The following is a 26634-nucleotide window of genomic DNA, read 5'->3' on the forward strand; positions in this document are numbered from 1 at the left end:
GTGCTGAACATGAATCGCTTCGACGGGCGCAAGGTGATCGTCACCGGCGCGGGATCGGGCATCGGCCAGGCCACAGTGGCCCGGATCCTGGAGGAGGGCGGCGTCGTCGTCGCTGCCGACATCAACGAAGCGGGGCTCGAGGTCACGCGCCAGCGGGCCGAGGAGGCCGGGACCGCCGACCGCCTGAGCCTCGCGGTCGTCGACATCTCCAGCGAGGACTCGGTCCGAGAGAACATCGGCGGGGCCATCGAGCGGCTCGGCGGCCTGCAGGTGCTGGTCAACGCCGCCGGCATCCTGCGGTCCTCGCACACCGCGGAGACCTCGCTGGACTTCTGGAACACCGTGGTCGGCATCAACCTGACCGGCACCTTCCTGGTGACCCGGCAGGCGCTGCCTGCGCTGCTGGAGAACGGCCAGGGCGTCGTCGTGAACTTCAGCTCCACCTCCGCGCACTTCGCGCACCCGTACATGGCGGCGTACGCGGCGACCAAGGGCGGCATCCGGTCGTTCACCCACGCGATCGCGCTCGAGTACGCCAAGCAGGGGCTGCGCGCGGTCGCGGTCGAGCCGGGCTCCATCGCCTCCGGCATGACCAGCAACCCGGGCTTCCCGGAGGAGGGCGTCGACCCGACCCTGATCGGCAAGCTGTACCCGTGGATCGGCAACGGCTTCGCGCCGCCGGAGGACGTCGCCGGCGTCATCGCGATGCTCGCCTCGGACGACGGAAAGTTCGTCACCGGCACCGAGATTCGCATCGACGGCGGCACCCACATGTGATGCGTGCCTGCGCATACACTCGGGTGCGATGAACACCCGCCGCCCCGACCTCGACCAGCGCCGACTGCATCGGCGGACGCGCCTGCTCGAGGTCGGGGTGGCGCTGCTCGGCGCCGCCGACGGTCCCGCGGTGAGCGTGCGCGCCGCCTGCCGGGCCACCGGGCTGACCGAGCGATACTTCTACGAGAGTTTCCCGGACCGCGACGAGTACGTGCGCGCGGTCTACGCCGAGGTCGGCGAGCAAGCCCGCGCCACGCTCGTGGCCGCGGTCACCGGGGCGAGCACGCCCGCCGAGACGGCGCAGCTCGCGGTCGGTGCGTTCGTCGCCCTGGTCCTCGACCATCCCGAGGTGGGCCGGGTGCTGCTGCTGGCGCCGCTCCGCGAACCCGCGCTGGGTGGCCGAGGCCTCGCACTGGCGCCGAGTTTCGTTGCGCTGGTACAGGATCAGCTTGGAGGCGTGTCCGACCCGGACGAGCGGGCGCTGCGCGCCATCGGCCTGGTCGGCGCACTGACGAGCCTGTTCATCGGCTGTCTCGACGGCACCGTCACGGTGCCGCGCGAGCGGCTGATCCGGCACTGCCTCGGCCTGCTCGACCGGGCGAGCAAGCCCTAGTCGTGGTGATCGGACACGTTGATCAAGTGTGCTTCGTGCTGGTTGCTCGGGTCGTGTTGGGCTGGTGCAAGGACGTGCGGAACGGTCTTGCATGGACTCGCCGGATCGACCCAGCGTTTGATTTGTGTGGTCCAGGACACCTGGAATCGGGCGGCGACCTCACTGGTCGGCCGTCAATCGTCGACAACGAGACGCGCGACAACCAGCCGGTGCTTGGGGTGTCAGGGAGGCGTTGGGGTGCGTCATGCGCTGTTTCCGGCACGAAGAAGGGGCCAGCCCACTCGAAGTTTGCTGGCCCCTTCGTGTGCGTTGACGTCAGAGGTGGGTGCGGGCGGCGAGGTCGCGGATGAAGCGCGCGATTTCGGCGGGCTTCTCTTCGGCCATGAAGTGGCCCGCCTGGATGGGCTGATACGTCAGATCAGGCGCCCATGCCCGCCAGAGCGACGCGGCGTCGAACCCCAGCTGGGAGCCCCAGTCCTGGGAAACTACTCCGACGGGCATGGTGAGCTGCTTTCCCGCGTCGCGGTCCTTACGGTCCATGTCGAGGTCGATGCTCGCGGTGGCGCGGTAGTCGGCGACGATGGAGTCCACCGCATTCACCGAGCTGTCGATGTAGTGCCGGCGAACCTCGGGCGTGAAGGTTGAACCATCGGTGTCCCAGGCATCGAGGAACGAGCCGAAGAACTCGGGTCCGACGGCGTTGATCATCTTCTCTGGGAGACCCGTGGGCTGGGCCATGAGGTAAAGGTGCCAGGCGACCTTGGCATCTACGCCGTGCAGGACGTCCCAAGTGTCCAAGGTGGGCAGGACGTCGAGGATCCCGAGAAACTGCACCGAGTCCGGATTGTCGAGTCCTGCGCGAACACCGACGAGGGCGCCTCGGTCGTGGCCGACCAGGCCGAAACGGTCGTGACCGAGTGCTTCGGCTACGCGCAGGATGTCTCGGGCCATGGTCCTCTTCGAGTAGGTCACTGGGCCCTGTTCTGCCGGCTTGGCGCTTTCGCCGTATCCGCGCAGGTCGGGGACGATGATCGTGTGTTGCGCGGCGAGTTCGTGTGCGACGTGGCGCCACATGTAGTGGGTCTGTGGGAATCCGTGGAGGAGGATGATCGCGGGCCCCGCGCCGGCCACGGCGACGTTGAGGCCGACTTCTTCGTCTCCAGGGAGTGTCTGGTATCGGAATCCGTCGATGGTCAACCGGTTCATGGAGTGTCCTTCGTGATCGTGTGGGTCGGTTTGGCAGCCGGATGGCCCGAGAAGATGCCCGCGGGAAGCGACTGCTCCGCGCACGGTGTGGCGTGAAGTGCGGGGATCAGGACGGTGTCGACGAGGGCTTCGAGGTAGTGGTCGTCGATCTCCAGTCCGTTGAGTCGCCGGAGCAGGATGACGGCGCCGGCGACCTCCTCGAACGGGAACGGGTCGACGCCCTCGGGTAGCTCCCCACGACTGACCGCCGCCTGAACGACCGGCTTCGGTAGCCGGGCCCCGGTCGGCCCGACGGATCGTTCGATTTCCTCGCACAGTTCGGGGTCCTCGAGACCCGCTTGAAGCAGCAGCATCGCGGTCTGGCCGTCTGCGGAGCGCATGGACTGCACGAGACGGCGACACAGGGCGAGCAGGTCACCGCGCAAGCTTCCGGTGTTGACCTCATCTGGCTCGTCGCGGCGTGCGGGACCCGCTTTCAGGGCGGCAACCACCATGTCTCTCTTGGACTTCCAGCGTCTGTAGAGGGTGGCCTTGGATGCGCCCGCCCGGCGGGCCACCTCCTCGAAGGTGACGCCTTCGTAGCCGACCTCGGCGAGCAGCGAGTTCACGGCCATGAGGATCTCGATCTCTCGTTGACCGTCACGAGGTCGCCCCACGCGACGGGCGCTTGGGTGGGGCCCGTCGAACTCGTCAGAATTCTCATACGGCACGTTTCGTATCGTAACGGTCCGTGCGGTGAACGTCGCAACCCACAACGACCCCAGATCGGCTTTCGGCCCTTCGATCAACGTGTCCGGCCATGCGCCCAGTGCATCCGAACTCACCGTTGGCGACCGTCGGCACGCCCGCCACGGCATCGGGGCGTCGGGGTGTGGTGGGGCCTACACCGGGTCAATCGCCCGGCGGAGCAGCGCGTACACCGCCTCTGTCACCGAGTCGTCGGGCTGGTCGCCCAGGCCGGCGATTTCCTGGACGAACTGTCCGAAGAGTCCCCAGCCGAGGGCCATCCCCGTCATCGCAGCAACACAGACTCGGGGGTCGACAGCGTCCGCGGATCGTTCCACCTCGTCCTCGAGGCGTCGACTCAGCGCCGCCAACGCCGGGGAGCGGCCGAGCAGAGCTTCCGGTGTGCCGCCCGCCAGAATCGACTGTGCAACGATGCGCGCGTACTCCGACGACTTCGGTCGCATGATGTGGGTGATCGCGGCCTCGGTGCTCGGCGCGTCGCTGAAATAGTCCGCCCATTCCGACGATGCCCGCCGGAGCACGATCTCGAGCAGGTCGTCCTTGGTGCCGACGTACTGGTGGATGAGCCCGTAGTTGACACCGGCGGCCGACGCGATCTCTCGCAGCGACACCCTGCTCGGTCCCTTCTCCGCGAACAGTGGGCGAGCAGCAGCGACGAGGCGGGCAACGACCCGTTCGCGAGCGGCCGAGTTACTCCCAGTTGTCACAGTAGGCCCCGTATCGATCGATCATGCGTGTGGGAAAAGCGGAATCCAATCTACCGAGGCGCAGATCGGATGGCGCTCACACGGGTGTGGTCGATCGAATGCACAGGCCCGCAATCGTTGCCGCGGTGATCGACGTTCGGCCCGGCAGGCCGCGCGCCCCACCTGAACCGCGATGGTCCCCCGGGGCGATGCTCCAGCCCACGACACAGCGGGCGGCACCCGGGGCTCGCCTACTGCATGGCGGTCACCTGGGCCATGTAGCGCTCCGGCATCTCCATGAAGGGCGTGCGGAACCGTGCCCACCGCGGCAGGTCGGCCATCGAGTAGATGTCCTGCTGGTTGTCGGGACGCCGCGGCCACGACGGAATGTTCACCCACAGGCGCATCAGGTGTCGGCGCCGGTTGACATCCTCATGGTCCTGGTACGGCGTGCGGCCGTGGACGATCAGCCGGTTGTTGAGGAACTGGATGTCGCCGGGCGCGATGTTCATGTCGAGGTAGAACTCCGGTGAGGCCGAGAGTTCGCAGAACGTGTCCAGCGCCGCTTCCTGTTCCGGGGTGATGTCGAAGTGGCCCGCGCGGGCGGCGTCACGTGTCTGGGCGACGTGGATGCACGAGCTGAAAACCCCGTCGGTCGTGGCGAACAGCGCGACGTTGTCCGATGTCACGATCTTGCCGTCGCCGCGTTCGGCGTCCATCCGACTGCGCATCACCGGCATGCCCTCGTACAGCACGCGGGCAAGGTCGGGGTTGGTCTCGACCATGCGGTCGTGGACGGCGGCGGCACTGGCGATCCGGCTGGCGCCGCCGGCCTTCGCCTCGCGCAGGCAGAGGAGCGAGACCACGTCGTGGCCGTCGCTGTGCATGTTCATCGCCTGCGCCGACCGGTATCCGCGGACCTGCTCGTCGACCAGGTCCGCCACGTTCAGCACGTGGCCCAGGATCTCGCCGTTGCCCGACTGCGGGATGATGTCACCCAGGTGGGCGCCCAGGCCGCAGTAGATCCGGGCCAGGTCGTCGTCGGTGTAGCGCTCGCGGGACAGTCCGCGGATCAGCACGAAGCCACGGCCCGACCAGAGTTCGTCGCGCAGCCGGGACAGGAGTCGCCCGACCGTGGGCAGCGGGAAGGTGTCGGCGGTGATCTCGGTCAGGTCCAGGTCGCCGCGGTCCTTCAGGGTGGTCAGTGCCGCGTCGATCTCGGTCAGTTCTGCCGCGGACAGCTGCCACAGGCCGTCCTGACGGTAGTCCAGGGTGCTGCCGAGCCAGGCGGAGCGGCCGCCGACCGGTACGAGGGTGTCGTTCATGGTTCCTCCAGAGTGGGGAGCGTGGTGGTGTGCCTGCGCACGAGTTCGGTGTCGGAGCCCTCAGGCCGCGGGACGGGCCGGCACCGGTTGCGGACCTCGAACCAGGCGGCCCGGCAAGGCGCCGGTGTGCTGCCCGTCGCGGGTGACGACGATGCCGCGGACGATGGTGGCGGTGTAGCCCCGCGCGTCCTGCATCAGGCGTCGGCCGCCGGCCGGCAGATCGCGGACGACGCGCGGCAGATCCAGACCGAGGTTGTCCAGGTCGATCACGTTCAGGTCGGCACGGTGGCCCGGTGCGACCAGGCCACGGTCGTGCAAGCCCATCATCTCTGCGGGCCGTTTGGTCATCAGGTGGATCAGGTGGGGCAGGGCGATCCGCTCACCCTGGACGCGGTCCCGGCCCCAGTGGGTGAGCAGGTGGGTGTAGATGCTGCCGTCGCAGATGACCCCGAGGTGGGCCCCGCCGTCGCCCAGGCCGGGAACGGCATGCGCATTGAGCAGCATCTCGCGAGCCGGTTCCAGCGAGAAGTCGGCATAGTTCGAGAACGCCAGATACAGGATGTTGCGGCCGTCCTTGTCCAACAGCTTGTCGTAGACGAGGCTCTCGGGGGTGACGCCGAGGCGCTCGGCCTGCGCACCGATGCTGCTGTCCCTGGCGGGCTCGTAGTCGAAACCGTCGCCCATCTCGTACAGCTGGTCGAAGTCGCGCACCCGCATCCCGATCGCGATGTCCGGATCGGGGTCGTTGCTCTCGGCGAGGATGCGCTCCTTGACCTCCGGCCGGCGCAGTTCGCGGACGCGGTCGGCCAGTGGCTCGTCGGCCATCGCCAGGTAGGTCGGGGTCGAGTAGAAGGGGTTCAGGGTCAGCTCGAGTCCCAGCAGGACCCCCAACGGCCGCGGCAGGACCTGCATCGTGGCCGTGCCGCCGGCCGCGTTGAATGCGTCGAACCTGTCCAGGATGGTGCGCCAGACTCCTGGACGACCGTGACTTTGGACCAGCGACATGCTGAAGGGCCGGCCGAACGCCTTCGCCTGCCGCAAGCCCATGTCCAGGACCTGTTCCCAGTCGTCGTTGTACTCGATGACGAACTGGATGAGGCCCGCACCGGCCCGGCCGAGGGCAGCGGCCAGACCGGCGTACTCCTCCTCGGTCGCGGCCAGAGTCGGAGTGAGCTGGCCATCGCTGGAGCGGTGGAACATCGTCTGTGAGGTGCCGAAACCGAAGGCGCCGGCACGGATCGACTCCTCCAGGAGGGAGGCCATTTTCGCGATCTCTTCCGGGGTGGCAGGTTCGCGGTGGAAGGCTCGCTCACCCATGACGAAGGTGCGCAGGGCCGCGTGCGGGACGTAGCTGCACATATCGGCATCGAATTGACGCCGGCTCAGGTGGTCGAGGTACTCGGGATAGCTGGTCCATTGCCAGTCCACGCCCTCGCGGAGGACGACATTGGGAATGTCCTCGACACCCTCCATGAGCTTGATCAGCATGTCGCGGTGCTCGGGTTTGCACGGCGCAAACCCCACACCGCAGTTGCCCATGACGACGGTCGTCACCCCGTGGTTGGTCGAGGGCACCAGCCGGTTCTCCCAGGTGGCCTGACCGTCGTAGTGGGTGTGCACGTCGACGAAGCCCGGGGTGACGAGCCGGCCGCGGGCGTCGATCTCCTCGTGGCCGGCGTGGACGACGTCGCCGACCTCGACGATGACGCCGTCACGGACGGCGACGTCGGCCTGCTTCGGGGGCCCGCCGGAGCCGTCGATGACGGTGCCGTTGCGGACAACGAGATCGAGATCGTTCATATCCACCTCTCTTCAATCACGTTCCTGCGCGGCCTTGCTCGGCTTGATCGTCAAGGGCGGCAGTGGGACTGGATCCTCGGCCACGGGCCGACAGGCGCAAGATTAGCCACATGGCTAAATCTTGGCAAGAGCGCACGGGCACGGGGCGAACCACCGGTGACGGGAGCGCGAGACCGGAACGGAGTGCACGCCGCGATGCACGCGGCGAGGTACACGCCGATCGTGGTCTCGGCCACCGCGTGGGCCGCACATATGATCGGCGGTTGTAACGGAAAGGGTCTCAGGGCCGAAAGATCCGGTGAATTCACGCAACGATGAATTCGCACACTAGGGGAGGAATGCGCTATGGGTTCTGCCGTCGACACTCTGGAATGGATCCGCGAGGGGTACCTGGCCGGTGATCCGCTGCGGTCCGCGCTCTTCGTGGGCGCGTCGTTCGTCACGATGCCGCTGCAGCTGCTCGCGACGATGCTGGGTCAGCCCTTCTAGATCGGGGGCTGGGGGAGTCGGCGTCGCCGTCGACACGAACGCCGACCGCCGTGACCTCGACGATTCCGCGCATCGTCGATCCTGTGCACGAGTCGGTCCGCCCCACGGGTGACGGTGTTGCCGATGGTTCCGGCCGGTGCGGCGGCCGGGACCATCGGCGCCGCCATCTCGATCAGCGGACCCGCCCTGTCCGGTTGTCCTCTTGCGCTGCACCGGATTCGAGTGGCTGGCACCGCGGGCACCAGAAGATCTGCCGGTCGCCGTCGGTGCCCTCGCCGAGCGTTCCCGACTCGACCAGGTTGCCGCATCGCAGGCACGGTTGACCGGCGCGACCGTACACCCACGTCGTGCGGCCGCGCCGCCGATCACCGGTGGTGACGCGGACGGTGCGGTCGCGGTTTGCGACCAGCAGACGGTGCGCCAGGCCCGCCCACGCGTTCGGGTCCCCGGCCGCGGCCACCGGGGTCGCCGGATGCACCCCGCGCAGGAAACACAGTTCGCTGCGGTAGACGTTGCCGACGCCGGCCATCACCCGCTGGTCCAGCACCGCCACGCCGATCGGACGGCTTCCGTCGGCAGCCAGATTCGCCGCCGCCCGGCCCGCGTCCCAGTCGGCGCCGAGCAGGTCCGGACCCAGGTGCCCGACCGCGCGGTTCTCGTCGGCGCGGGGCAGGACCTCGACGATGCCGAGGTGGAACCCCACCGCGAGATGATCATTGGTGCCCAACAGGATCCGCGCCTGCCAGGCCGGTCGACGCCACCGCGCTCCGGCGGCGTACACGTGCCACTCGCCCTCCATCTTCAGGTGTGTGTGCACGGTGGCCGCGCCGACCCGGATCAGCAGGTGCTTGCCGCGACTGACCACCTCGTCGACCGGGCCCGGCCGCAGATCCACGGTCGCGTACCGCGGCACCCGGATGTCGCAGACCGTCAGCGGCGCACCGACCAGCGCGTCGCGCAGCCGCGCCGCGGTCTGCCAGACGTTGTCACCTTCCGGCATGGAGCGTCCGCTTCCGCAGGCCCCGCGGCGTCGCGGAGAAACCGGCCTCGACCAGCACCGGGGACAGCGGACTGCCGTGCACCGATTCGCCGTCGACCTTCTCGACGACGATCCTGTCGACGCCGCCGCGGTCGACGAGCTCGGCCAGCGAGATCGCCGCGGCATGCCGGTCCCCGGGATCGGTCGTGAACGTGAGCAGCGTCTTGCCGCCCCGTTCGACGTAGAGCGCCAGCTCCCCGCCGACGAGGACGACCAGTGCCCCGGCCTTGCGGCCCGGCCGGTGCCCGCCGTCGGTCGCCGGCCACGGCAACGCCGCGCCGTACAGGTTCGCCGGATCGGTCGCGGCCAGCGTCACGGCGGTCCGGGCGCGTTCGCCCGCCGGGTCCTCGGCGTATCCCCGCAACCGGTCCACCACGTCGGACGTCGAGAACTGGGCCGCACCGAGCCCGTTCACGAAGTACCCGCGCCGGCACCGGCCGCTGTCCTCGAAGCCGCGCAGCACCTTGTACATCAAGGCGAACCCGCCGGGGACGTCCTCGGCGGCGACGGACCCGCGCGTGAGCACCCCGTACCGGTCGAGGAGCAGATCCGCGCGGGCGTGCGCGCGAATCGTCGGGTCCGGCTCCGGCTCCGGAAGCAGCGACCAGCGCCCGCCCACGGACGGCGGCCCGGAGCGGGTCGGCAGCGCGGGCCGCGGCAGCGCGCGATACGCCCGGGTTCGCGGCGCCCGCCGCGGGGAGCGGTGGCTCGGGGTCGCGCGGGAGGTGCCCGACAGCAGGGCCCGCAGCGGCGCGAACGAGTCGTTCGACAGATACCCGGCCCACACCAGCTGCCACAACGCCTCGGTCAGCGCCGCGTCGTCGGTGGACCCGACCTGCTCGGACAGGTTCCGGAAGAAGAACGCGCCACCGGGCGCGAGGGCGTCGAGCACCGCGCGGTGCACCTCGGTCAGGTCGACGTCGGTCGGCGCAGGCAGCGTCAACGGTGCCCCGTCGGCGAGGTGCAGCCGCACCCAGCCGTCGCTGCCGGAGATCTGCCCGGCACCCGACCACAGCACCTCGCCGGTGGTGGTCAGCTCGTCCAGCATCGCGGGACTGTAGTCGCGGACCCGCGACGGCAGCACGATCGACTCCCACGCCGACGCCGGGATCGGCACCCCGGCGAGCTGGTCGACGACCGCGGCGACCCCGTCGACGCCGCGCAGCCCGCCGCCGACGTGCTGCCAGTCCGGCAGGAACCGGCCCAGCGCGTCGGGTTCGACGGGTTCGACGTCCTTGCGGGCCGCCGCCAGGGACCGGCGTCGCAGCCGGCGCAGCACCTCGGTGTCGCACCACTCCGACCCGGCCCCGGCCGGCCGGAACTCGCCCTCCACGACCCGCTTGTCCAGTGCGAGCCGATGCAGCACGTCCCGGACCACCGAGGTGCCGAGCCCGAACCGGGCGGCGGCGTCGGCGAGCGTGAACGGGCCGTGGGTGCGGGCGTACCGGCCGATCAGGTCGCCGAGCGGGTCGTCCACGGGCTCGATGAACGCGGCCGGGGTGCCGATCGGCAGCGGCACCCCGAGCGCGTCCCGCATCCGCGACGCATCCTCGATCGCGATCCACCAGGATTCGCCGGCGAACGCCACCCGCATGACGCGCTTGCGGGATTCGAGTCCGGCCAACCACTCCCGCGGATCCGCGGTGCTGCGCGCAGTCACCTCGGTGGCCGTGAGCGGCCCGAGGAGCCGCAGCAGGTCCGCGACGCCTTCGGCATCCCTCGCTCGGCGGTCCTCCGCGAGGCGCTGCAGTTCCAGCTCGGTCCGCTCGATGACGGCCTCGTCCAGCAGTTCCCGCAACTCGACCCGGCCCAGCAGTTCGGCGAGCAGGGTGGAGTCCAACGACAGTGCGGCGGCGCGGCGTTCGGCGAGCGGACTGTCGCCCTCGTACATGAAGGCGCCGACGTAGTCGAAGAGCAGCGCGGTCGCGAACGGGGACGGGGACGGCGTCTCGACCTCCACGATCCGGACCCGGCGCCGCCCGACGTCGGTGAGCAGCCGGGTCAGGGACGGCAGGTCGTACACGTCCTGCAGGCACTCACGGACGGTTTCGAGCAGGATCGGGAACGTCGGGAACTTGCGGGCCACGTCCAGCAGTTGCGCCGCCCGCTGCCGCTGCTGCCACAGCGGTGCCCGCCGGCCGGGGGTGCGGCGTGGCAGCAGCAGCGCACGGGCCGCGCATTCGCGGAACCGGGACGCGAACAGCGCCGACCCGCCCACCTGTTCGGTGACGATGTCCTCGATCTCGTCCCGGTCGAAGACGAACAGGTCCGCGCCCGGCGGTGCGTCCTCGGTGTCGGGCAGGCGGACGATGATGCCGTCGTCGGACGCGGTCGGCGCGGAGTCGATTCCGTACCGGTCCTGCAGGCGCGCCCCGACGGCCAGTGCCCACGGCGCGTGCACCGGCAGCCCGTACGGCGAGTGCAGCACCAGCCGCCAGTCGCCGAGCTCGTCGCGGAACCGTTCGAGCACGAGCGTGCGGTCGCTCGGGACCTGGCCGGTCGCGGTGGCCTGCTCGCCGACCAGGGCCAGCAGGTTCGTCGTCGCGTTGTCGTCGAGACCCTGCGCGGTCAACCGGGCCCGCAGGTCCACCGGATCGCCGAGCGCCGTCTCCCGCAGGAACTCGCCCAGCGCCGCGCCGAGTTCGGCGGGCCGGCCCAGACCGTCGCCGTGCCAGAACGGCAACCGGCCCGGCAGCCCGTACGCGGGGGAGACGAGCACCCGGTCGTGGGTGATCTCCTCGATCCGCCAGCTCGTCGCCCCGAGCGCGAACACGTCGCCGACCCGCGACTCGTACACCATCTCCTCGTCGAGCTCGCCGACCCGGGAGGCCTTCTCGCCGACCATGTACACGGTGAACAGGCCGCGGTCGGGGATCGCGCCGCCGGAGGTGACCGCGAGGCGCTGCGATCCCGGCCTGCCGGTCAGCACGTCCGCGTCGCGGTCCCACACCAGCCGCGGCCGCAGCTCGGCGAACTCGTCGGACGGGTAGCGGCCGGCGAGCAGGTCGAGGGTCGCGTCGAACGCCGATCGGGGCAGGGTGGCGAAGTTGCCGGTGCGCCGGACCGCGTCGAACCACACCCCGGCGTCGATCGGGTCGAGTGCGCACGCGGCGACCGTGTGCTGGGCGAGGATGTCGAGCGGGTTGGCCGGCACGGCCAGGGCCTCGATCCGGCCGGCGGTCATCCGCTCGACGGTGACCGCGCAGTGGACCAGGTCGGTGCGGTGCTTCGGGAACAGCACCCCGCGGGAGATCTCGCCGACCTGGTGCCCGGCCCGGCCGACGCGTTGCAGGCCGGAGGCCACCGACGGCGGGGCCTCCACCTGGATCACCAGGTCCACCGCACCCATGTCGATGCCGAGTTCGAGGCTGGACGTGGCGACCACGCAGCGCAGCCGACCCGACTTGAGGTCGTCCTCGATCAGCGCGCGCTGGTCCTTGCTGACCGACCCGTGGTGCGCGCGGGCGAGCAGCGGGTCGGCGCCGTGGTTCACCTCGGTGGGCGCACCGAGCTGGGACGGGGGTGCGTGCACGGTCGCGACCGGATCGCCGAGCCGCTGGGCGTACACCTCGTTGAGGCGCGCGGTCAGCCGCTCGGCGAGCCGGCGGGAATTGGCGAACACGATCGACGAGGAGTGTTCGAGCACCAGATCGACGATCTGCTCCTCGACGTGCGGCCAGATCGACGCCTGCTGCGGCGCCGGCGATTCCGACGTCGGGTCCGGGTCGGTGACACCGAGCTCGGTCATGTCCTCGACCGGTACCCGCACCGTCAGGTCGAAGGTCTTCGGTGCGGGCGGCGAGACGATGCGCACCGGCGCGGACCCGGCCAGGAACCGGGCGACCTCCTCGTGCGGGCGGACGGTGGCCGACAGCCCGATCCGCTGTGCCGGCCGGTCCAGCAGCATGTCCAGTCGTTCGAGGGAAAGTGCAAGGTGCGCACCACGTTTGGTGGCGGCCACCGCGTGCACCTCGTCGACGATCACCGTCTGCACGGTGGCCAGGGTCTCGCGGGCGGCGGACGTGAGCAGCAGGAACAGCGACTCCGGTGTGGTGATCAGGATGTCCGGCGGGGTGCGCAGCATCGCGCGTCGCGCGGCCGGGGTGGTGTCGCCGGAGCGGACCCCGACCGTGATCTCCGGCGCCGTCAGGCCGAGCCGCTTCGCGGTCTGGGTGATGCCGACCAGCGGTGCGCGCAGGTTGCGTTCGACGTCGACCGCGAGGGCCTTGAGCGGGGACACGTACAGCACCGTCGTCCCGGCCGGCCGGGTCTCGTCCCGGGGGCGTGCGGCGAGACGGTCCAGCGCCCACAGGAACGCCGACAACGTCTTCCCGGAACCGGTGGGTGCGACCACCAGCGCGTGCGCGCCGTCCGAGATGGCCTCCCAGGCGCCCACCTGGGCGGACGTCGGGGCGGGAAAGGCGCCGTCGAACCACTCCCGGGTGGCGGCGGTGAACTTCCCGAGCACCGCGCCACCGCGTCCGTCCTGCGCGGCATCCATGGGTCCATCCTGCCCCGCGGCACCGACATCACGAGTGGGTGACGAACCCCGCGCCGCCGGCAGGGGTGTCGTAGCGTGCGGGAATGCGCACTTCCCCGGACCGGTACCGCCGCGTCGGGCACGGCGAGCCGGTGCTGCTGATCCATCCGTTCGCACTGTCGCACCACGTGTGGCGGCGCACCGCGGACCTGCTCGCGCCCGACCACGACGTGCTCGCGGTCTCGCTGCCCGGGCACTGGGGCGGGGAACGGATCGGGCCGTTCGACGTCAGCATCGAGCACTACGCCGACGGGGTGGAGCGCATGCTCGACGAGGTCGGCTGGGACACCTGCCACGTCGTCGGCAACTCGCTCGGCGGCTGGATCGGGTTCGAACTCGAGCGGCGGGGACGGGCGCGGTCGCTGACCGCGATCGCGCCGGCGGGCGGGTGGTCCGACCTGTCACCGTCGGAGCTGCGGCTCGGCACGATATTCCTGTCGCTCGCGCCGCTGATCGGCGTCGGCCGCGCGATCGGGGACTCGGCCGCAGGGCTCCCTCTGGTCCGTCGACTGGTGCTCTGGCTGCTGTCCCACGACGCCGCCGCGGTGCCGGAATCGGATGTCCGGCTGGTGATCGCGGCGGCCACGCACTGCCGCGCGTTCCTGCCGACCGAGTGGATGGGCCTGCGGGACGGCGGGATCCGGGGCCTCGGGCGGGTCCGGGTCTCGACGCTGCTGGTCCTGTGCGAGCACGACACGCTGCTTCCGATCGAGACGTACTCGCGCCGGTTCCTGACCGAGCTGCCCGAGTCGGCGGGCCGGGTCGTGCTGCCCGGTGTCGGGCACGTCCCGATGCTGGAGAACCCGGCGCTGGTGGCCGAGACGATCCGTGGTCACGTCGCGTCGGCGGCAACGGACCGGCCGATCGCGCGGTGACCCGGCCGGTCATCCCAGGTGGCGCAGCACCGCGAGCACCCGGCGGTGATGCCCCTCCGACGGTGGCAGATCCAGCTTGGTGAAGATGTTCCCGACGTGCTTCTCCACCGCTCGCTCGGTCACCCCGAGCGACGTCGCGAGCGCCGAGTTCGACAACCCCTGCGCCATCAGCGCCAGCACCTCCCGCTCCCGCGGGGTCAGGCGGTCCAGTGCGTCGGTACGCCGGCTCGACCCCATCAGCTGTGTCACCACCTCCGGATCCAGCGCGGTGCCGCCGGCCGCGACCCGCTCGAGCGCGGCGACGAACTCGGCGACGTCGGCCACCCGATCCTTGAGCAGGTAGCCGACCCCCGCGGCCCGGCCGGCGAGCAGTTCGGTGGCGTACCGCGTCTCGACCCACTGCGAGAACACGAGCACCCCCACGTCGGGGAACCGGCGCCGCAGTGCGATGGCCTCGACGAGACCCTCGTCGGTGAACGTCGGCGGCATCCGGATGTCGACCACGGCGGCGTCCGGCCGGTGCGCGTCGACCGCGTCGGCCAGGCCGGGTGCGTCGCCGGCGACCGCCGGCACCTCGTGGCCCCGTTCGATCAGCAGCTGCGCGAGGCCCTCGGCGAGGATCGCGTTGTCCTCGGCGATCACGATGCGCATCACCGGGTCCCGTCGACCGGCAGGGCGAGAGTCACCACGGTCGGGCCGCCCACCGGGCTGTCCACGCGCAGCGACCCGTCCACCGTGCCCGCGCGGGTGGCGAGTCCGGTCAGGCCGCTGCCCGCGCCGACGACCGCGCCGCCGACACCGTTGTCGCGCACCACGACCGACAGTCGCGCGCGGTCGGCGGTCGCGGACACCCACGCCCGCGTCGCACCCGAGTGGCGGGCGGTGTTCGTCAGCAGTTCGGCGACGGAGAAATAGGCGATGGTCTCGATGCCGGGAGACGGTCGCGGATCGACGTCGACGGACAGCGCCACCGGGACGGCGCTGCGGGCGGCGAGCGTCTGCAGGGCAGGGCCCAGCCCGAGGTCGAGGGCCGGTGGATGGATGCCGCGGACCACCTCTCGCAGCTCGGTCAGCGCCTCCTTCGCCGCGGTGTGGGCGTCGTGCACCAGGTCCGCGGGATCCTGGCCGGCCGCGATACGTTCCTCGGCGCGGCCGAGGGTCATGGCCATCGCCACCAGCCGGGCCTGGGTGCCGTCGTGCAGGTCGCGTTCGACGCGCCGGAGCCGGGTCGCGGAGTCCTCGACCGCGGCGGACCGCGTGCGTTCGAGTTCCGCGACGCGCCGGGCGCCCGGCGGCGGTCCCAGCAGGGCCGGGATCAGCAGCCGGTCGAGCCGGGTCAGCCACCGAATCGGCCACGGCGCCAGGAACAGTCCCACGACGCCGGCCGCCGCCAGCGCCAGCACCTCCGGCCAGCTGTCGACGTACACGTCGCCGAACTGGGCGATCGAGTGCCGGGGCGTGCCGGAGGCGTCGACGTTGACGGGGTCGATCAGCCACCACAGGAGCGGTGACACGGTCAGGAACGCGGCCGTCGCCGCGAACAGCAGCGCGCCGAACACCGACACCACCGACAGCACGGACTTGATCAGCACGAACAGCACCGCGCGCCAGGCGACCGGGTCGGTCACGCAGGAGCGCAGCAGCCCGACCGGTCCGGGGCGCGGCGCGAACGCGGACGGTGCCGGACCGTCGGTGTTCAGCAGCGCGGCGCCCAGCATCCGGTGCAGCGCACCGAATCCGCGGGTGCCGACGAGCATCGCGGCCAGCAGCGGGATCCCGACGAGCATCAGCACCAGGACGGAGCCGAACAGGGTGCCGAGGAGCAGGTAGCCGAACCCGGTCCACGCGACCACTGCGGAGGCCACGAGGTAACCCGCCTCGCGCCATGTCTGTGCGGAGACGGGTGTGCGGAGGAAGTCCGTGATCGTCATGACTGCAATGCTTCCCGAAGTGCGGTGTCGGTTTCGAGGGGGCTGGCCCGTGATCCCGGGGTGTGGCTGTCCACACCGTCGGATCGGTCGGGCCGGGCTCGTGGCCGTCGGCTCAGCGGTCGGCGTGCGCGCCGAACCGGTCCAGCAGCGACGCGCGGATCTGCGGTCGCGACGCCGCGACCAGGGTCAGCGTGGCCTCCCGCATCAGGCGCTCGGCGGTGTTCCCGAGCACGGCCGCGGCACTGCCGGTGCCCGACACCAACGCTGCCGCCGTGCGCACCGCCAACGCCGCGGCGCCGGCCCGCGCGTCGTACAGGTCGCCGCCGGACAGGCCCGCGTCCAGCTCGTCCCGGACGCCCTCGGCCGCGAGGGCGAACGGTGTCACGTCGACGCCGCGGTCGGCGAGCTCGGTCCGGCATCGCGCCGCGACGCCCGTGGCCATGCATCCGTTCAGCCACGTCCCGAACACCTGACCCGCCCGGAACACGTCCGGCTCGACGACACCGGCGACCTGTTCGTCGGGCACCCGCAGTCCGTCGATGCGCAGCCGCACGGTGTTGCTGCCCCGCGCCGCGATCAGCGGCAGCTCCTCCACGGTGATCGCGGCGGTGGGCGCCGCGGTCGTGATCACATGGACGATGGAGTCGTCGAACTCGTCGCGGGCGGACAGCTGCAGGATGTCGACGATGCCCCAGCCGGTGACGAACGGTGCGACCCCGTCGAGCTCGTACCCGCCGTCGACGCGGCGGGCGTACAGCAGCGGCGGCTGCGGGATCGCGCCCGCGAACGCCACTCCGCCGCGGATCGACCCGTCGACCAGTCCGTCCCAATACCGTTCGCGAAGAACGTGATTCGTGGTCGCTGCGAGCGACCCGACCACGCCGTGGTGCTGCATCCAGGTGAAGGCGGTCGCGAGGCAGCCGCCACACAGTGCCTCCACCACCGCGACCAGGTCGCCCGGTCCGAGCGCGGGACCGCCGCGTTCGGGCGGTGCCGCGAGTCCGTAGAAGCCGTCCGCCGCCAGCGCCTCGAAGTGCCCGGGCGGGATCGCGCCGTCGGCGTCGACGCTGTCCGCGACCGGAAACAGCAGGTCCTCGGCGATCTCGCGGGCGAGGGTCGGCCAGTTCGTCACGGCCTCAGGGTAATTGCCCGGCGGCGGAACCGGTGAGAAGCACGCGGAGGTTTCGGGTGACGACCGCGGCCGAGATGCCCGGGTCGATCGCCCGCTGGATGCCGAGGCCGATGCCGGTGCTGAGCACGCTCGTCGCCGCGTCCTCGACCGACATCGGCAGCGTCACCTCGCCGGCGGCCACGAGGGCCGCCAGCAGGGTTCGCACGACGGTGTGGGTCGTCGACAGGCTCGATGCGAGTGCGGCGCGCAGCTCGGGATCGTGGCGGGCGGCAGCGATGAACTCGAACTCGAGCATCGTCCACCCGACGTCGCCCAGGGTGCGCTCCGCCCACTCCTCGAACGCGACGAGCCGCTCCTCGAGTGGCTCCTGCCGTGCCATCACCGCGGCGACCTCGGCCCCCTTGGTGGCGTGGATGAGCTGGAGTGCCTCCAGGCACAGCTCCTTCTTGCTGCGGAAGTTCGAGTACACGGCGCCCTTCGAGTAGCCGGCCTCCTCGGCGACCTTCTCGAGCGACGTCGCGGCGTAGCCGTCGGCCAGGAACAGGTCGCGGGCGGTCGCGATCAGGTCGGCCCGGGTCTGGGCCTGACTCTCCGACCTGGTCATGCGGGCCATCGCAACTCCGTCCGGGAAAACCTCGATTTGGCATACCCAGCGTATTCAAATACTGCTAGTTTCTGAATATGACTTCGAGTGACAGACATCTCCGGCGGGGTCTGGTGATCGGCTGCGGCGGGACGCTCGGGGCGGCCTGGACCGTCGCGGCGCTGGCCGCGGTCCGGGACGCCCTCGACTGGGATCCGCGCGAGGCGGAGGTGCTGGTCGGCACCTCCGCCGGCGCCGAGCTGGTCACCCTGCTCGGCAGCGGGGTGGGCGTGGACGAGCTGCTCGCCGTGCAGCTGGGGGAGCCGGTCGCCCATCCGGCGCTGCGCGACCACCTCGCCGGCGCTCCGGGTCGATTCCCGCCCCTGCCGCGGGCCGGGTTGGGCTCGCTGCGGCTGGCGCGTGCCGGTCTGCGACAGGGCGTCGGCCCGGTCACGGCGCTCAGTGGGCTGCTGCCGCGCGGCGGCGGGGACGCCGGATGGCTGCACCGGCTCGCGGTCGGGGTCGCACCCGGGGGTTCCTGGGTGCCGCACCCCGCGACCTGGCTCGTCGCGATGGACTACGACACCGGCGAGCGCGTCGCCTTCGGTTCGCCCGGCGCCCCGGACGCATCGCTCTCGCAGGCGCTCCGGGCGTCGTGGGCGATCCCGGGCTGGTTCCCGCCCGTGCCGGTCGGGGGTCGCCGGTTCGTCGACGGCGGTGCGGCGTCGACGGCCTCCGCCGACCTCGTCGCGCCGCTCGGCCTGGACGAACTGGTGGTGCTCGCGCCGATGGCGTCGACCGGCCCGATGGCCGGCCGCGGCGCCGCCCGGCTCGAACGACTGGTGCTGCGCGGCTGGATGAGTGCCGGGCTGGACGCGGAACTCGACGTCGTGCGCGCCGCCGGGACCCGGGTCGTCCGGCTCGACGCGACCGCCGAGGACCTGGCCGTGATGGGCCCCAACTTCATGGACGACCGCAGGCGGCTCGCGACCCTCGAGTCGTCGCTGCGCACCACCCGGGCCGCGGTGGCCCGCCGACTCGAGACAGGAGGCGTGCGATGACACCGGCTGCGGACGCGGATCCGGGGCACGTGGATCCGGAGCACGTCGAGTTCGTCGTCATCGGTGCCGGGATCTCCGGAATCGGCGCGGCGATCACGCTGCGGGGCATGGGGATCACCGACTTCGTGGTCCTGGAGAAGGCCGACGCACTCGGCGGGACCTGGCGTGACAACAGCTATCCCGGGTGCGCCTGCGACGTGCCGTCCGGGCTCTACTCGTACTCGTTCGCGCCGAACCCGCAGTGGACGCGGATCTTTGCCGGGCAGGAGGAGATCCGCCGGTACATCGACCGCACGGCCGCCGAGCACGGCGTCGGCGCGCACGTGCGCCTCGGCACCGAGGTGACCCGCGCGCAGTGGGACGACCCGACCCGTCGGTGGGTGGTCGAGACCTCGCGCGGCACCCTGACCGCGAACTCGGTGATCGCCGCGGCGGGCCCGTGGAACGAACCGCTGGTGCCCGACATCCCCGGCCTGGACACCTTCGACGGCGAGGTCTTCCACTCGTCCCGGTGGAACCACGACTACGACCTGACGGGAAAGCGGGTCGCCGTGGTCGGAACCGGCGCCTCTGCCGTGCAGTTCGTGCCCGCGATCGCGCCCCGGGTCGGGGAGCTGCACCTGTACCAGCGCACCGCGCAGTGGGTGCTGCCGAAGCCCGACCGCCACGTCCCGGCGCTCGGACGCTGGGCGATGCAGCGCATCCCGAGCGCGCAGCGGGCGCTGCGCGCGGTCGAGTACACGATCATGGAGGCCCTCGGCGTCGGGTTTCGCAACCCGTGGATCCTGCGGATCGTCCAGCAGATCGGCCGCGCCCAGCTGCGGCTGCAGGTCCGTGACCGGGAACTGCGCCGCGCGCTGACCCCCGACTACACGCTCGGCTGCAAGCGGCTGCTGCTGTCGAACACCTACTATCCGGCGCTGACGAGACCGAACGTCGAGGTGCACCCGAACGCGGTCGCGGCCGTGCGAGGCACCACCGTGATCGGCGCCGACGGCGCCGAGCGAGACGTCGACGCGATCATCTTCGGCACCGGATTCCACATCCTCGACATGCCGATCGGCGGCAGGATCTTCGACGGGGACGGCCGGAGCCTCGACGACCACTGGAAGGGCAGTCCGCAGGCGTACCTGGGCACCACGGTCGCCGGATTCCCCAATGCCTACGTGCTGCTCGGCCCCGCCCTGGGCACCGGGCACACCTCGGCGTTCACGATCCTCGAGGCCCAGCTGGACTACCTGGCCAAGGCGATCGCGGCCGCTCGCGCCGGTGGCTGGACGCGGATGGAGACCCGCCCCGACGTGCAGGCCGCCTTCAACGCCGAGGTGCAGGAGGCGCTGGCCACCACCGTGTACAACGCCGGCGGCTGCCGGAGCTACTTCCTGGACGTCAACGGCCGCAACAGTTTCAACTGGCCGTGGTCGACGCAACGCATGCTCGTCCGCCTCGGCGACTTCGACGAACGAGCCTACGAGGTGTCGGTGCGATGAGGTACCCGGAGATCGACCTGTACGGGGCCGTCGTCCTCGTCACCGGCGCGGGTCGCGGGATCGGCCGCGCCACCGCCCACGCGATGGCCGCCCGCGGCGCGAGCGTCGCGGTCGCCGACCTCGACCGGGCCGCGGCCGACGCGGTCGCCGGCGAGATCGGTTCGGCGGCACGGGCGTACACCCTCGATGTGCGCACCCGGGCGTCGTGGGACGCCTGCGTCGCCGCCGCCGTCGCCGACCTCGGGCCGATCGACGTGCTGGTCGGCAACGCCGGCGTCATGCCGGTCGCCGCGTTCCTCGACGAACCCGACGAGATCGGTGAGACCACGATCGACGTGAACGTGTGGGGACTGATCCACGGCATGCGGGCCGTCGCCCCGGCCATGCTGGATCGAGGACGCGGCCACATCGTCAACGTCGCCTCGCTCGCCGGGAAGGTCGCCATCCCCGGTCTGGCCGTGTACAACGCCAGCAAGTTCGCGGCGGTCGGGCTGTCGTCCACGGCCCGGCTGGAGTTCGCCGACCGCGGGGTCAGCGTGAGCACCGTGCTGCCGAGCGCGGTGCGCACCACGCTGACCTCGGGGCTGCCGCTCGGCAAGGGGCTGCCCACCGTGGACCCGGAGGACATCGCCGCCGCGGTGGTGCGGACCTGCCGCACCCGCCGGGCACAGACGCCGGTGCCCGGCTACCTGGCCGCCCTCGACCTCGGCCTGGCGCTGGCGCCGGAATCCCTGATCACACTGGTGCGCCGGGCGGTCGGCGGGAACCGGGCCATCACCTCCGTCGACCAGGCCGGGAGAGCGGACTACGACCGGCGGGTGCAGTCGATCACCCGAACCGGACGCCCTGGGCGAGGGGGAGCTGGTCGGAGTAGTTGACCGTGTTGGTCGCCCGCCGCATGTACGCCTTCCAGGAGTCCGAGCCGGATTCCCGCCCTCCGCCGGTGTGCTTCTCGCCGCCGAACGCGCCGCCGATCTCGGCCCCGGACGTGCCGATGTTGACGTTCGCGATGCCGCAGTCCGACCCGTCGGCGGCGAGGAACCGTTCCGCCTCGCGCTGGTCGAGCGTGAAGATCGCCGACGACAGCCCCTGCGGCACCGCGTTGTGCAGTGCGATCGCCTCGTCGAGGTCATCGTAGGTCAGCACGTACAGGATCGGGGCGAACGTCTCCTCGCACACCACCGGCGTCTGCGCCGGCATCCGGACGACGGCGGGGGAGACGTACACCCCGCTCCGGTCGGCGCGATCGCCGCCGCACACCAGGGCGCCGCCCTCGGCGCGGGCCCGGTCCAGTGCGGACGTCATTGCCTCCCAGGCTCGTTCCCGGATCAGGGGGCCGACGAGAACCCCGTCGTCGAACGGGTCACCGACCGGAAGCTGCCGGTAGGCGGCGGCGACCCGCTCGGCGACGGAGTCCGCGATCGACGTGTGCACGATCAGCCGGCGCAGCGTGGTGCAGCGCTGCCCGGCCGTCCCGGCGGCCGCGAACACGATCGCCCGGACCGCGAGATCCAGGTCCGCGGACGGCGCGACGACCGCGGCGTTGTTGCCGCCCAACTCGAGCAGGCAGCGGCCGAACCGGGCCGCGACCCGGGGCGCCACCGCACGGCCCATCCGCACGGACCCGGTCGCGCTGAGCAGCGCCACGCGCGGATCGTCGACGAGGCGCTCGCCGACCGGACCGGACCCGAGCAGCAGCCGGTGCACGCCGTCGGGGGCGCCGGTGTCCGCGGCGGCCCGCCGGATCAGCGCGTCGCAGGCGAGCGCGGTGAGCGGGGTCAGCTCGGACGGCTTCCACACCACCGGGTCTCCGCACACGAGCGCGACGGCCGCATTCCACGCCCACACCGCGACCGGGAAGTTGAACGCCGAGATCACCCCGACCACGCCGAGCGGGTGCCACGTCTCCATCAGCCGGTGGCCGGGCCGCTCCGACGTCATCGTGCGGCCGTACAGCTGGCGGGACAGGCCGACCGCGAACTCGCAGACGTCGATCATCTCCTGCACCTCGCCGAGCGACTCCGACGTGATCTTCCCGGCCTCGATCGTCACCAGGGTCGCCAGATCCGCCTTGTGCTCGGCGAGCAGTTCCCCGAGCCGACGCACCAGGGCGCCGCGCCGCGGGGCCGGTGCCTGTCGCCACTGTGCGAACGCCTGTGCTGCATCGTCGATCGCGGCGTCGACCTCGTCCGGCGTGCTCGAGTGCAGCCGGAACAGGACCGACCCGTCGATCGGTGTCGCCGCGGGCAGGTCCCCGTCCCGGGGGAGGTCGTCGACGCCGCACGCGTGCAGGGCGGATTCGGCGCGTGCGCGCAGGGGCGCCGGGGTCGCGGTCGTCGGGGTCTCGGTCATCGGGGCTCCTCTCCGGGTGCCGCGGACGGTGACGCGGCGGTGGTCGCATCCATCTGGGTTAGCCTGCCCCCATGTCGGAGCCACTGGACGAGATCGACACGCTGCTCGTGCGGGAACTGGTCGAGGACGGCCGGGCGACGCTCGCGACGCTGGCGCAGAAGGCGGGCCTGTCCGTGTCGGCGGTCCAGACGCGAGTGCGTCGCCTCGAGTCCCGCGGAGTGATCCGCGGATACGGTGCGCGGGTCGACCCGGCGGCGCTCGGCGAGGAGTTGTCGGCCTTCGTCGCGATCACTCCCTTCGATCCGTCCGGCCCCGACGACGCGCCGCAGCGGCTGGCGCACATCCCGGCGATCCGGGCCTGCCACTCGGTCGCCGGGGACGAGAGCTACGTCCTGCTGGTGCGGGTGGAGTCGCCGCGCGCGCTCGAGCAGTTGCTGCAGGAGATCCGGACCACGGCCAACGTGCGAACCCGCAGCACGATCATCCTTCAGACATTTTACGACAGGGCGTAGATATGACAGGAATTGTTACTGAACAGTGGTGGGCTGACGGGAATATTTGGCCTAATCTCGCTATATGAGTGGCGCGATCGACCAGCGGCACGGCGAGGGTGACGTCGCACCCGGCCAGGTTCTCGACGTGCTGCGCGAGCACCTGCTCGTCGACGGCTTCGACCTCGTTCTCGACCTCGCCCGATCGCGGGGGCGCACCCTCGTCGACCAGCGTGACGGCACCGAATACCTCGACATGTTCGGCTTCTTCGCCTCGTCCGCGCTCGGCATGAACCATCCCGCGCTGGCCGACGACCCCGGATTCCGCGCCGAACTCGCCGAGGCCGCGTTGAACAAGCCGAGCAACTCCGACGTCTACACGGTTCAGATGGCGCGGTTCGTGCAGACCTTCGCTCGGGTGCTCGGCGACCCGCGGCTGCCGCACCTGTTCCTCGTCGACGGCGGTGCACTGGCGGTCGAGAACGCCCTCAAGGTGGCCTTCGACTGGAAGAGCCGCCACAACGAGGCCGCCGGGCGCGATCCGGCGCTCGGAACGCGCGTGCTGCACCTGCGCCACGCCTTCCACGGCCGCAGCGGATACACGATGTCCCTGACCAACACCGACCCGGTCAAGGTCGCGCGCTTTCCCCGGTTCGACTGGCCGCGCATCGACGCCCCCGCCGTGGAGGCGGGCACCGACGTGGTGGCGGCGGAGGCGCGGGCGCTCGATCAGGCCGCGGAGGCCTTCGCGGCCCACCCGCACGACATCGCCTGCTTCGTCGCCGAACCCGTCCAGGGCGAGGGCGGCGACCGGCACCTGCGCCCGGAGTTCCTGCGCGCGGTCGCGGCGTTGTGTCGCGACCACGACGCGCTGGTCGTCCTCGACGAGGTGCAGACCGGGGTCGGGGTGACCGGAACCGCCTGGGCCTACCAGCAATTCGGCCTGCAGCCCGACGTCGTCGCATTCGGGAAGAAGACCCAGGTGTGCGGGATCATGGCGGGCGGCCGACTCGACGAGGTGCCCGACAACGTCTTCCGCATCAGTTCCCGGATCAACTCGACGTGGGGTGGCAACCTGACCGACATGGTGCGCGCCCGGCGCGTCCTCGAGGTGATCGAGCGGGACCGGCTGATCGACCGGGCCCGCCTGATGGGGTCGCACCTGCTCGCCGAACTGACCGCGCTCGCCGGCCGCCACCCGGCCGTCACCGACCCGCGCGGGCGCGGGCTGCTGTGCGCGATCACCCTCGACACCGCGGGGAACCGGGACCGGATCGTCGCCGAGCTGCGCGAGCGCGAGCACGTCCTCGTCCTGGGGACCGGTGACCGCGGGATCAGGTTCCGCCCGCCGCTGACCGTCACCGCAACCGAGCTGTCCGCCGCCGTCGCGGCACTTGACCGCGTCCTGGGCGGCTGACCAGCGACGCCGCAACGTGTCGTACCCCTCTGTCATTCTGTGCGGCTCCGAGGTGGAGCGACGAGATCGGACGCGGACGAGGCTGCGCGGCAGCGTCGTGCGCGCGCCCGACCCGTCCCGGACCACACATCTCGAGGATTGTCTTGACGAACGAGTTCGACCCGACCGGGCACACCGACGACGCCGTCCGGAGGGCGACCCGGGTGATCGGCCTCGCCGCCGCGCTGGTGCTCGGCATCACGATCGGCGTCGCGACGGCCGACGTCACCGCGCCCGACCCGGGCGACCCGACGCCCTGTGACCGGGCGGTGCCGTCGGCCGCCGCGCCGACCGTGGAGTGAGTGGCGCCATCGTCGTGGTTTACCGTGCAGGCATGACTGTCTCGCGCCCCGTCGGTTCACCCATCCCGGTCGCCTCCGTCCCCAACCTGCGGGACGCCGGCGGGTACCGGACCGCCGACGGCTCGGTGGTGCGCAGCGGCCGGGTCTACCGGTCCACCGATCTCGGCGCGGTCGCGGACGCGGACCGCCAGGCGCTCGACGCGCTCGGCGTGGCGACCGTCTTCGACCTGCGGACGCTCGCGGAACGGGAGATCAGGCCGGACCGGCTGCCCGCCGGTGCCACCGAGGTGGCGCTCGACGTGCTCGCGGACCGCGACCCGTCGGCGGCCCCGGCGATGCTGCAGAAGCTGCTCGTCGACCCGGTGCTGGCCGAACAGATGCTGGGCGGGTCCGAGGCGAGCGAACACCTGCTGAGCAGCTACCGCGAGTTCGTGGCCCTGCCCTCCGCGGTCACCGCGTACCGGGCGCTGTACGCCGACCTGGCGCACCGGGAGGACACCCCGGTGCTGATCCATTGCACCACCGGCAAGGACCGCACCGGCTGGGCGGTGGCCGCTCTGCTGCTGCTCCTCGGCGTGGCGGAGGAGCACGTGTTCGAGGAGTACCTGCTGACCAACGAGCAGCTGCTGCCTGCGCTCACCCCGGTGTTCGACACCTTCCGTGAGGCGGGGGGCAACCCGGACATCCTGCTGCCGCTGCTCGGTGTGCGTCGCGAGTACCTCGAGGCGGCCGTCGACGAGATGCAGACCCGGTTCGGTGACATCGAGGGCTACTTCGTGCGCGGGCTCGGCCTCGGCACCGGGGACATCGACGCGATCCGCGGCCGCCTGCTCACCCGCGACTGACGGCGAGCCCCAGACCGCCCTCGCCGAACCGCGCGACCGTCGTCAGCGCTGCGGCGAGGGCGTCCTCGTGTCCGGGCCGGGCCCAGCCCGTCAGGACGGCGGTGCCGGCGTGCGGGGTCAGCCCGACCTCGGCGAGCAGCTCACCGGTCGTCGGCTCGCACACCGCCCACGACCAGTGTTCGTCGGACGCCCACTGCGCGGTGCGCCGGGCCACGTGGTCGGGGTCGGTGACGCCGCCGTCCGCGAGGGCCGGCCGGTCGTCGACCCGCTCGTCGGCGCGCAGCGCCCGCAGGTACCAGGAGCCCGCGTTGATCTCGATCGGCTCCATCAGCGGTCGCCCCCGTCGTCGTCCCGGTGGCGGCGCCTGCGGCGGTCGGTGCGTTCGCGATCGGTGCCGAACAGCAGGACGCCGGCGGCCGGGATCGCGAGGAACCACAGCCAGCTGCCGGTGACGAAGAACAGCACCAGCGCGAGCAGCGGGATCACCGCCATGATCCGCCCCGACCAGTCGATGGAGAAGTGGCGTTGCGGGGCAGGGCTTTCCGGGATCGCGGGGGTCCCGGCGGTCGGCGCGGGCAGATCCGTGAAGACCCGCTCGAGTTCGCCGCGGGTCGTCGCGGTGGTGATCCAGCCGCTCCGCTCGTCGAACTCGGTGACCGTCAACCGGCCCTCGCTGAAATGCTGCGTCAGTTGGTCCAGCGCCCGCTCGCGTTCGACGGTCCCGATGCGGATCTCCGGTGGTTCGGCCATGCCGACAGCCTAATCAGAAAAGCGGAACGCCCCGATCGCTGGGATCGGGGCGTTCCGCTGTCGGACGGCTCGGCCTACTTGAGTTCGGCGAGGACGGTGCCCTGCGTGATCGCGGCACCCGGCTCGACGGCCAGACCGGTCACC

25 protein-coding genes and 1 pseudogene are annotated in these 26634 nt (G+C 71.4%); 11 read left to right on the top strand and 15 right to left on the bottom strand.

Annotated elements, in window-relative coordinates; all coding sequences use genetic code 11:
- Positions 1–9 precede the first annotated feature (9 nt).
- Both ABD951_RS11325 and ABD951_RS11330 read left to right on the top strand, forming a co-directional pair.
- Entirely contained in the window at positions 10–777 is a 768-nt protein-coding gene (locus ABD951_RS11325) for an SDR family NAD(P)-dependent oxidoreductase (protein WP_345344740.1), read from the top strand.
- A gap of 28 nt (positions 778–805) precedes the next feature.
- Positions 806–1390 carry a TetR/AcrR family transcriptional regulator gene (locus tag ABD951_RS11330; protein ID WP_345344742.1) on the top strand — a complete coding sequence of 195 codons (585 nt, stop codon included), beginning with the start codon at positions 806–808 and terminating at the stop codon, positions 1388–1390.
- A 53-nt stretch (positions 1391–1443) separates the two neighbouring features.
- On the opposite strand, the pseudogene ABD951_RS11335 reads toward ABD951_RS11330, so the two are convergent.
- From ABD951_RS11335 to ABD951_RS11360, 6 genes and pseudogenes are all read right to left on the bottom strand, one after another.
- Positions 1444–1636 (bottom strand): annotated as a pseudogene (locus ABD951_RS11335) (IS481 family transposase); the annotation flags it as partial.
- Positions 1637–1705: 69 nt separating this feature from the next.
- Positions 1706–2596, bottom strand: a complete 891-nt coding sequence (locus ABD951_RS11340; RefSeq protein ID WP_345344744.1) for an alpha/beta fold hydrolase — start codon at positions 2594–2596, stop codon at positions 1706–1708.
- Positions 2593–3210 carry a TetR/AcrR family transcriptional regulator gene (locus ABD951_RS11345; protein ID WP_345344746.1) on the bottom strand — a complete coding sequence of 206 codons (618 nt, stop codon included), beginning with the start codon at positions 3208–3210 and terminating at the stop codon, positions 2593–2595. Before ABD951_RS11345 ends, ABD951_RS11340 begins: the two co-directional genes overlap by 4 nt.
- Positions 3211–3477: 267 nt before the next feature.
- A complete protein-coding gene (locus ABD951_RS11350; RefSeq protein WP_345344748.1) occupies positions 3478–4050 on the bottom strand; it encodes a TetR/AcrR family transcriptional regulator in 573 nt (190 codons plus the stop codon).
- Positions 4051–4280: 230 nt separating this feature from the next.
- On the bottom strand, positions 4281–5354 hold the full coding sequence (locus tag ABD951_RS11355) for a TauD/TfdA family dioxygenase (RefSeq protein ID WP_345344750.1): 1074 nt from the start codon (positions 5352–5354) through the stop codon (positions 4281–4283).
- A 60-nt stretch (positions 5355–5414) separates the two neighbouring features.
- A complete protein-coding gene (locus ABD951_RS11360; RefSeq protein ID WP_345344752.1) occupies positions 5415–7154 on the bottom strand; it encodes an N-acyl-D-amino-acid deacylase family protein in 1740 nt (579 codons plus the stop codon).
- A 345-nt stretch (positions 7155–7499) separates the two neighbouring features.
- Here ABD951_RS11360 and ABD951_RS11365 point away from each other — a divergent pair, with 345 nt between their 5' ends.
- Positions 7500–7643 carry a hypothetical protein gene (locus ABD951_RS11365; protein ID WP_345344754.1) on the top strand — a complete coding sequence of 48 codons (144 nt, stop codon included), beginning with the start codon at positions 7500–7502 and terminating at the stop codon, positions 7641–7643.
- A gap of 172 nt (positions 7644–7815) precedes the next feature.
- Here ABD951_RS11365 and ABD951_RS11370 read toward each other — a convergent pair whose 3' ends face one another.
- Positions 7816–8643, bottom strand: coding sequence for a DNA-formamidopyrimidine glycosylase family protein (locus ABD951_RS11370; RefSeq protein WP_345344756.1), 828 nt, complete (start codon positions 8641–8643; stop codon positions 7816–7818).
- Complete coding sequence (locus ABD951_RS11375; RefSeq protein WP_345344758.1) at positions 8630–13183, bottom strand: ATP-dependent helicase; 4554 nt, start codon at positions 13181–13183, stop codon at positions 8630–8632. Before ABD951_RS11375 ends, ABD951_RS11370 begins: the two co-directional genes overlap by 14 nt.
- An 83-nt stretch (positions 13184–13266) precedes the next feature.
- Here ABD951_RS11375 and ABD951_RS11380 point away from each other — a divergent pair, with 83 nt between their 5' ends.
- The gene (locus tag ABD951_RS11380) at positions 13267–14097 is read left to right on the top strand and encodes an alpha/beta fold hydrolase (protein ID WP_345344760.1); all 831 of its coding nucleotides are present in this window, start codon (positions 13267–13269) and stop codon (positions 14095–14097) included.
- 9 nt (positions 14098–14106) lie between these two features.
- Here ABD951_RS11380 and ABD951_RS11385 read toward each other — a convergent pair whose 3' ends face one another.
- The 4 genes from ABD951_RS11385 to ABD951_RS11400 form a co-directional block, all read right to left on the bottom strand.
- The gene (locus ABD951_RS11385; protein WP_345344762.1) at positions 14107–14748 is read right to left on the bottom strand and encodes a LuxR C-terminal-related transcriptional regulator; all 642 of its coding nucleotides are present in this window, start codon (positions 14746–14748) and stop codon (positions 14107–14109) included.
- Positions 14748–16028 (bottom strand): sensor histidine kinase, encoded by a 1281-nt coding sequence (locus tag ABD951_RS11390; protein WP_345344764.1) that lies wholly within the window; start codon positions 16026–16028, stop codon positions 14748–14750. Before ABD951_RS11390 ends, ABD951_RS11385 begins: the two co-directional genes overlap by 1 nt.
- 112 nt (positions 16029–16140) lie before the next feature.
- Positions 16141–17160 (bottom strand): acyl-CoA dehydrogenase family protein, encoded by a 1020-nt coding sequence (locus tag ABD951_RS11395; RefSeq protein ID WP_345344765.1) that lies wholly within the window; start codon positions 17158–17160, stop codon positions 16141–16143.
- Positions 17161–17164: 4 nt separating this feature from the next.
- Complete coding sequence (locus tag ABD951_RS11400) at positions 17165–17773, bottom strand: TetR/AcrR family transcriptional regulator (protein ID WP_345344766.1); 609 nt, start codon at positions 17771–17773, stop codon at positions 17165–17167.
- 68 nt (positions 17774–17841) lie between these two features.
- Between ABD951_RS11400 and ABD951_RS11405 the strand changes: the two genes are divergently transcribed.
- From ABD951_RS11405 to ABD951_RS11415, 3 genes are read left to right on the top strand one after another with little or no spacing between them, the layout of a single operon-like run.
- Positions 17842–18804: a patatin-like phospholipase family protein gene (locus tag ABD951_RS11405; protein WP_345344768.1), complete on the top strand. Its 963-nt coding sequence runs from the start codon at positions 17842–17844 to the stop codon at positions 18802–18804.
- Complete coding sequence (locus tag ABD951_RS11410; protein ID WP_345344770.1) at positions 18801–20294, top strand: flavin-containing monooxygenase; 1494 nt, start codon at positions 18801–18803, stop codon at positions 20292–20294. The genes ABD951_RS11405 and ABD951_RS11410 overlap by 4 nt, the downstream gene beginning before the upstream one ends.
- Positions 20291–21172, top strand: a complete 882-nt coding sequence (locus tag ABD951_RS11415) for an SDR family oxidoreductase (RefSeq protein ID WP_345344772.1) — start codon at positions 20291–20293, stop codon at positions 21170–21172. Before ABD951_RS11410 ends, ABD951_RS11415 begins: the two co-directional genes overlap by 4 nt.
- On the opposite strand, the gene amaB is transcribed toward ABD951_RS11415, so the two are convergent.
- Positions 21123–22646 carry an L-piperidine-6-carboxylate dehydrogenase gene (amaB, locus tag ABD951_RS11420; RefSeq protein ID WP_345344774.1) on the bottom strand — a complete coding sequence of 508 codons (1524 nt, stop codon included), beginning with the start codon at positions 22644–22646 and terminating at the stop codon, positions 21123–21125. The two genes, ABD951_RS11415 and amaB, sit on opposite strands and share 50 nt — an antisense overlap.
- 71 nt (positions 22647–22717) lie before the next feature.
- Here amaB and ABD951_RS11425 point away from each other — a divergent pair, with 71 nt between their 5' ends.
- The 4 genes from ABD951_RS11425 (at position 22718) to ABD951_RS11440 (ending at position 25740) form a co-directional block, all read left to right on the top strand.
- Positions 22718–23158: an Lrp/AsnC family transcriptional regulator gene (locus ABD951_RS11425; RefSeq protein WP_345344776.1), complete on the top strand. Its 441-nt coding sequence runs from the start codon at positions 22718–22720 to the stop codon at positions 23156–23158.
- A 64-nt stretch (positions 23159–23222) separates the two neighbouring features.
- Positions 23223–24554 carry an L-lysine 6-transaminase gene (lat, locus tag ABD951_RS11430; protein WP_345344778.1) on the top strand — a complete coding sequence of 444 codons (1332 nt, stop codon included), beginning with the start codon at positions 23223–23225 and terminating at the stop codon, positions 24552–24554.
- Between the two features lie 143 nt (positions 24555–24697).
- A complete protein-coding gene (locus ABD951_RS11435; protein ID WP_345344780.1) occupies positions 24698–24895 on the top strand; it encodes a hypothetical protein in 198 nt (65 codons plus the stop codon).
- 32 nt (positions 24896–24927) lie between these two features.
- Positions 24928–25740: a tyrosine-protein phosphatase gene (locus ABD951_RS11440; RefSeq protein WP_345344782.1), complete on the top strand. Its 813-nt coding sequence runs from the start codon at positions 24928–24930 to the stop codon at positions 25738–25740.
- Here the strand turns inward: ABD951_RS11440 and ABD951_RS11445 are convergent.
- Complete coding sequence (locus ABD951_RS11445) at positions 25727–26068, bottom strand: hypothetical protein (RefSeq protein WP_345344784.1); 342 nt, start codon at positions 26066–26068, stop codon at positions 25727–25729. The genes ABD951_RS11440 and ABD951_RS11445 overlap by 14 nt on opposite strands.
- Entirely contained in the window at positions 26068–26490 is a 423-nt protein-coding gene (locus ABD951_RS11450; RefSeq protein WP_345344786.1) for a DUF1707 SHOCT-like domain-containing protein, read from the bottom strand. Before ABD951_RS11450 ends, ABD951_RS11445 begins: the two co-directional genes overlap by 1 nt.
- Positions 26491–26634 lie beyond the last annotated feature (144 nt).

Origin of the sequence: Rhodococcus olei (assembly GCF_039540555.1) — a bacterium.
Lineage (GTDB): Bacteria > Actinomycetota > Actinomycetes > Mycobacteriales > Mycobacteriaceae > Rhodococcus_G > Rhodococcus_G olei.

Bases quoted from the DNA above. Each gene is read 5' to 3' on its own strand.
- ABD951_RS11365 (WP_345344754.1), top strand. From the start codon at position 7,500: ATGGGTTCTGCCGTCGACACTCTGGAATGGATCCGCGAGGGGTACCTG.
- ABD951_RS11360 (WP_345344752.1), bottom strand. From the start codon at position 7,154: ATGAACGATCTCGATCTCGTTGTCCGCAACGGCACCGTCATCGACGGC.
- ABD951_RS11355 (WP_345344750.1), bottom strand. From the start codon at position 5,354: ATGAACGACACCCTCGTACCGGTCGGCGGCCGCTCCGCCTGGCTCGGC.
- ABD951_RS11330 (WP_345344742.1), top strand. From the start codon at position 806: ATGAACACCCGCCGCCCCGACCTCGACCAGCGCCGACTGCATCGGCGG.
- ABD951_RS11370 (WP_345344756.1), bottom strand. From the start codon at position 8,643: ATGCCGGAAGGTGACAACGTCTGGCAGACCGCGGCGCGGCTGCGCGAC.
- lat (WP_345344778.1), top strand. From the start codon at position 23,223: ATGAGTGGCGCGATCGACCAGCGGCACGGCGAGGGTGACGTCGCACCC.
- ABD951_RS11405 (WP_345344768.1), top strand. From the start codon at position 17,842: ATGACTTCGAGTGACAGACATCTCCGGCGGGGTCTGGTGATCGGCTGC.
- ABD951_RS11340 (WP_345344744.1), bottom strand. From the start codon at position 2,596: ATGAACCGGTTGACCATCGACGGATTCCGATACCAGACACTCCCTGGA.
- ABD951_RS11345 (WP_345344746.1), bottom strand. From the start codon at position 3,210: ATGGCCGTGAACTCGCTGCTCGCCGAGGTCGGCTACGAAGGCGTCACC.
- ABD951_RS11415 (WP_345344772.1), top strand. From the start codon at position 20,291: ATGAGGTACCCGGAGATCGACCTGTACGGGGCCGTCGTCCTCGTCACC.
- ABD951_RS11445 (WP_345344784.1), bottom strand. From the start codon at position 26,068: ATGGAGCCGATCGAGATCAACGCGGGCTCCTGGTACCTGCGGGCGCTG.
- ABD951_RS11375 (WP_345344758.1), bottom strand. From the start codon at position 13,183: ATGGATGCCGCGCAGGACGGACGCGGTGGCGCGGTGCTCGGGAAGTTC.
- ABD951_RS11325 (WP_345344740.1), top strand. From the start codon at position 10: ATGAATCGCTTCGACGGGCGCAAGGTGATCGTCACCGGCGCGGGATCG.
- ABD951_RS11450 (WP_345344786.1), bottom strand. From the start codon at position 26,490: ATGGCCGAACCACCGGAGATCCGCATCGGGACCGTCGAACGCGAGCGG.
- ABD951_RS11380 (WP_345344760.1), top strand. From the start codon at position 13,267: ATGCGCACTTCCCCGGACCGGTACCGCCGCGTCGGGCACGGCGAGCCG.
- ABD951_RS11390 (WP_345344764.1), bottom strand. From the start codon at position 16,028: ATGACGATCACGGACTTCCTCCGCACACCCGTCTCCGCACAGACATGG.
- ABD951_RS11385 (WP_345344762.1), bottom strand. From the start codon at position 14,748: ATGCGCATCGTGATCGCCGAGGACAACGCGATCCTCGCCGAGGGCCTC.
- amaB (WP_345344774.1), bottom strand. From the start codon at position 22,646: ATGACCGAGACCCCGACGACCGCGACCCCGGCGCCCCTGCGCGCACGC.
- ABD951_RS11400 (WP_345344766.1), bottom strand. From the start codon at position 17,773: ATGGCCCGCATGACCAGGTCGGAGAGTCAGGCCCAGACCCGGGCCGAC.
- ABD951_RS11410 (WP_345344770.1), top strand. From the start codon at position 18,801: ATGACACCGGCTGCGGACGCGGATCCGGGGCACGTGGATCCGGAGCAC.
- ABD951_RS11440 (WP_345344782.1), top strand. From the start codon at position 24,928: ATGACTGTCTCGCGCCCCGTCGGTTCACCCATCCCGGTCGCCTCCGTC.
- ABD951_RS11425 (WP_345344776.1), top strand. From the start codon at position 22,718: ATGTCGGAGCCACTGGACGAGATCGACACGCTGCTCGTGCGGGAACTG.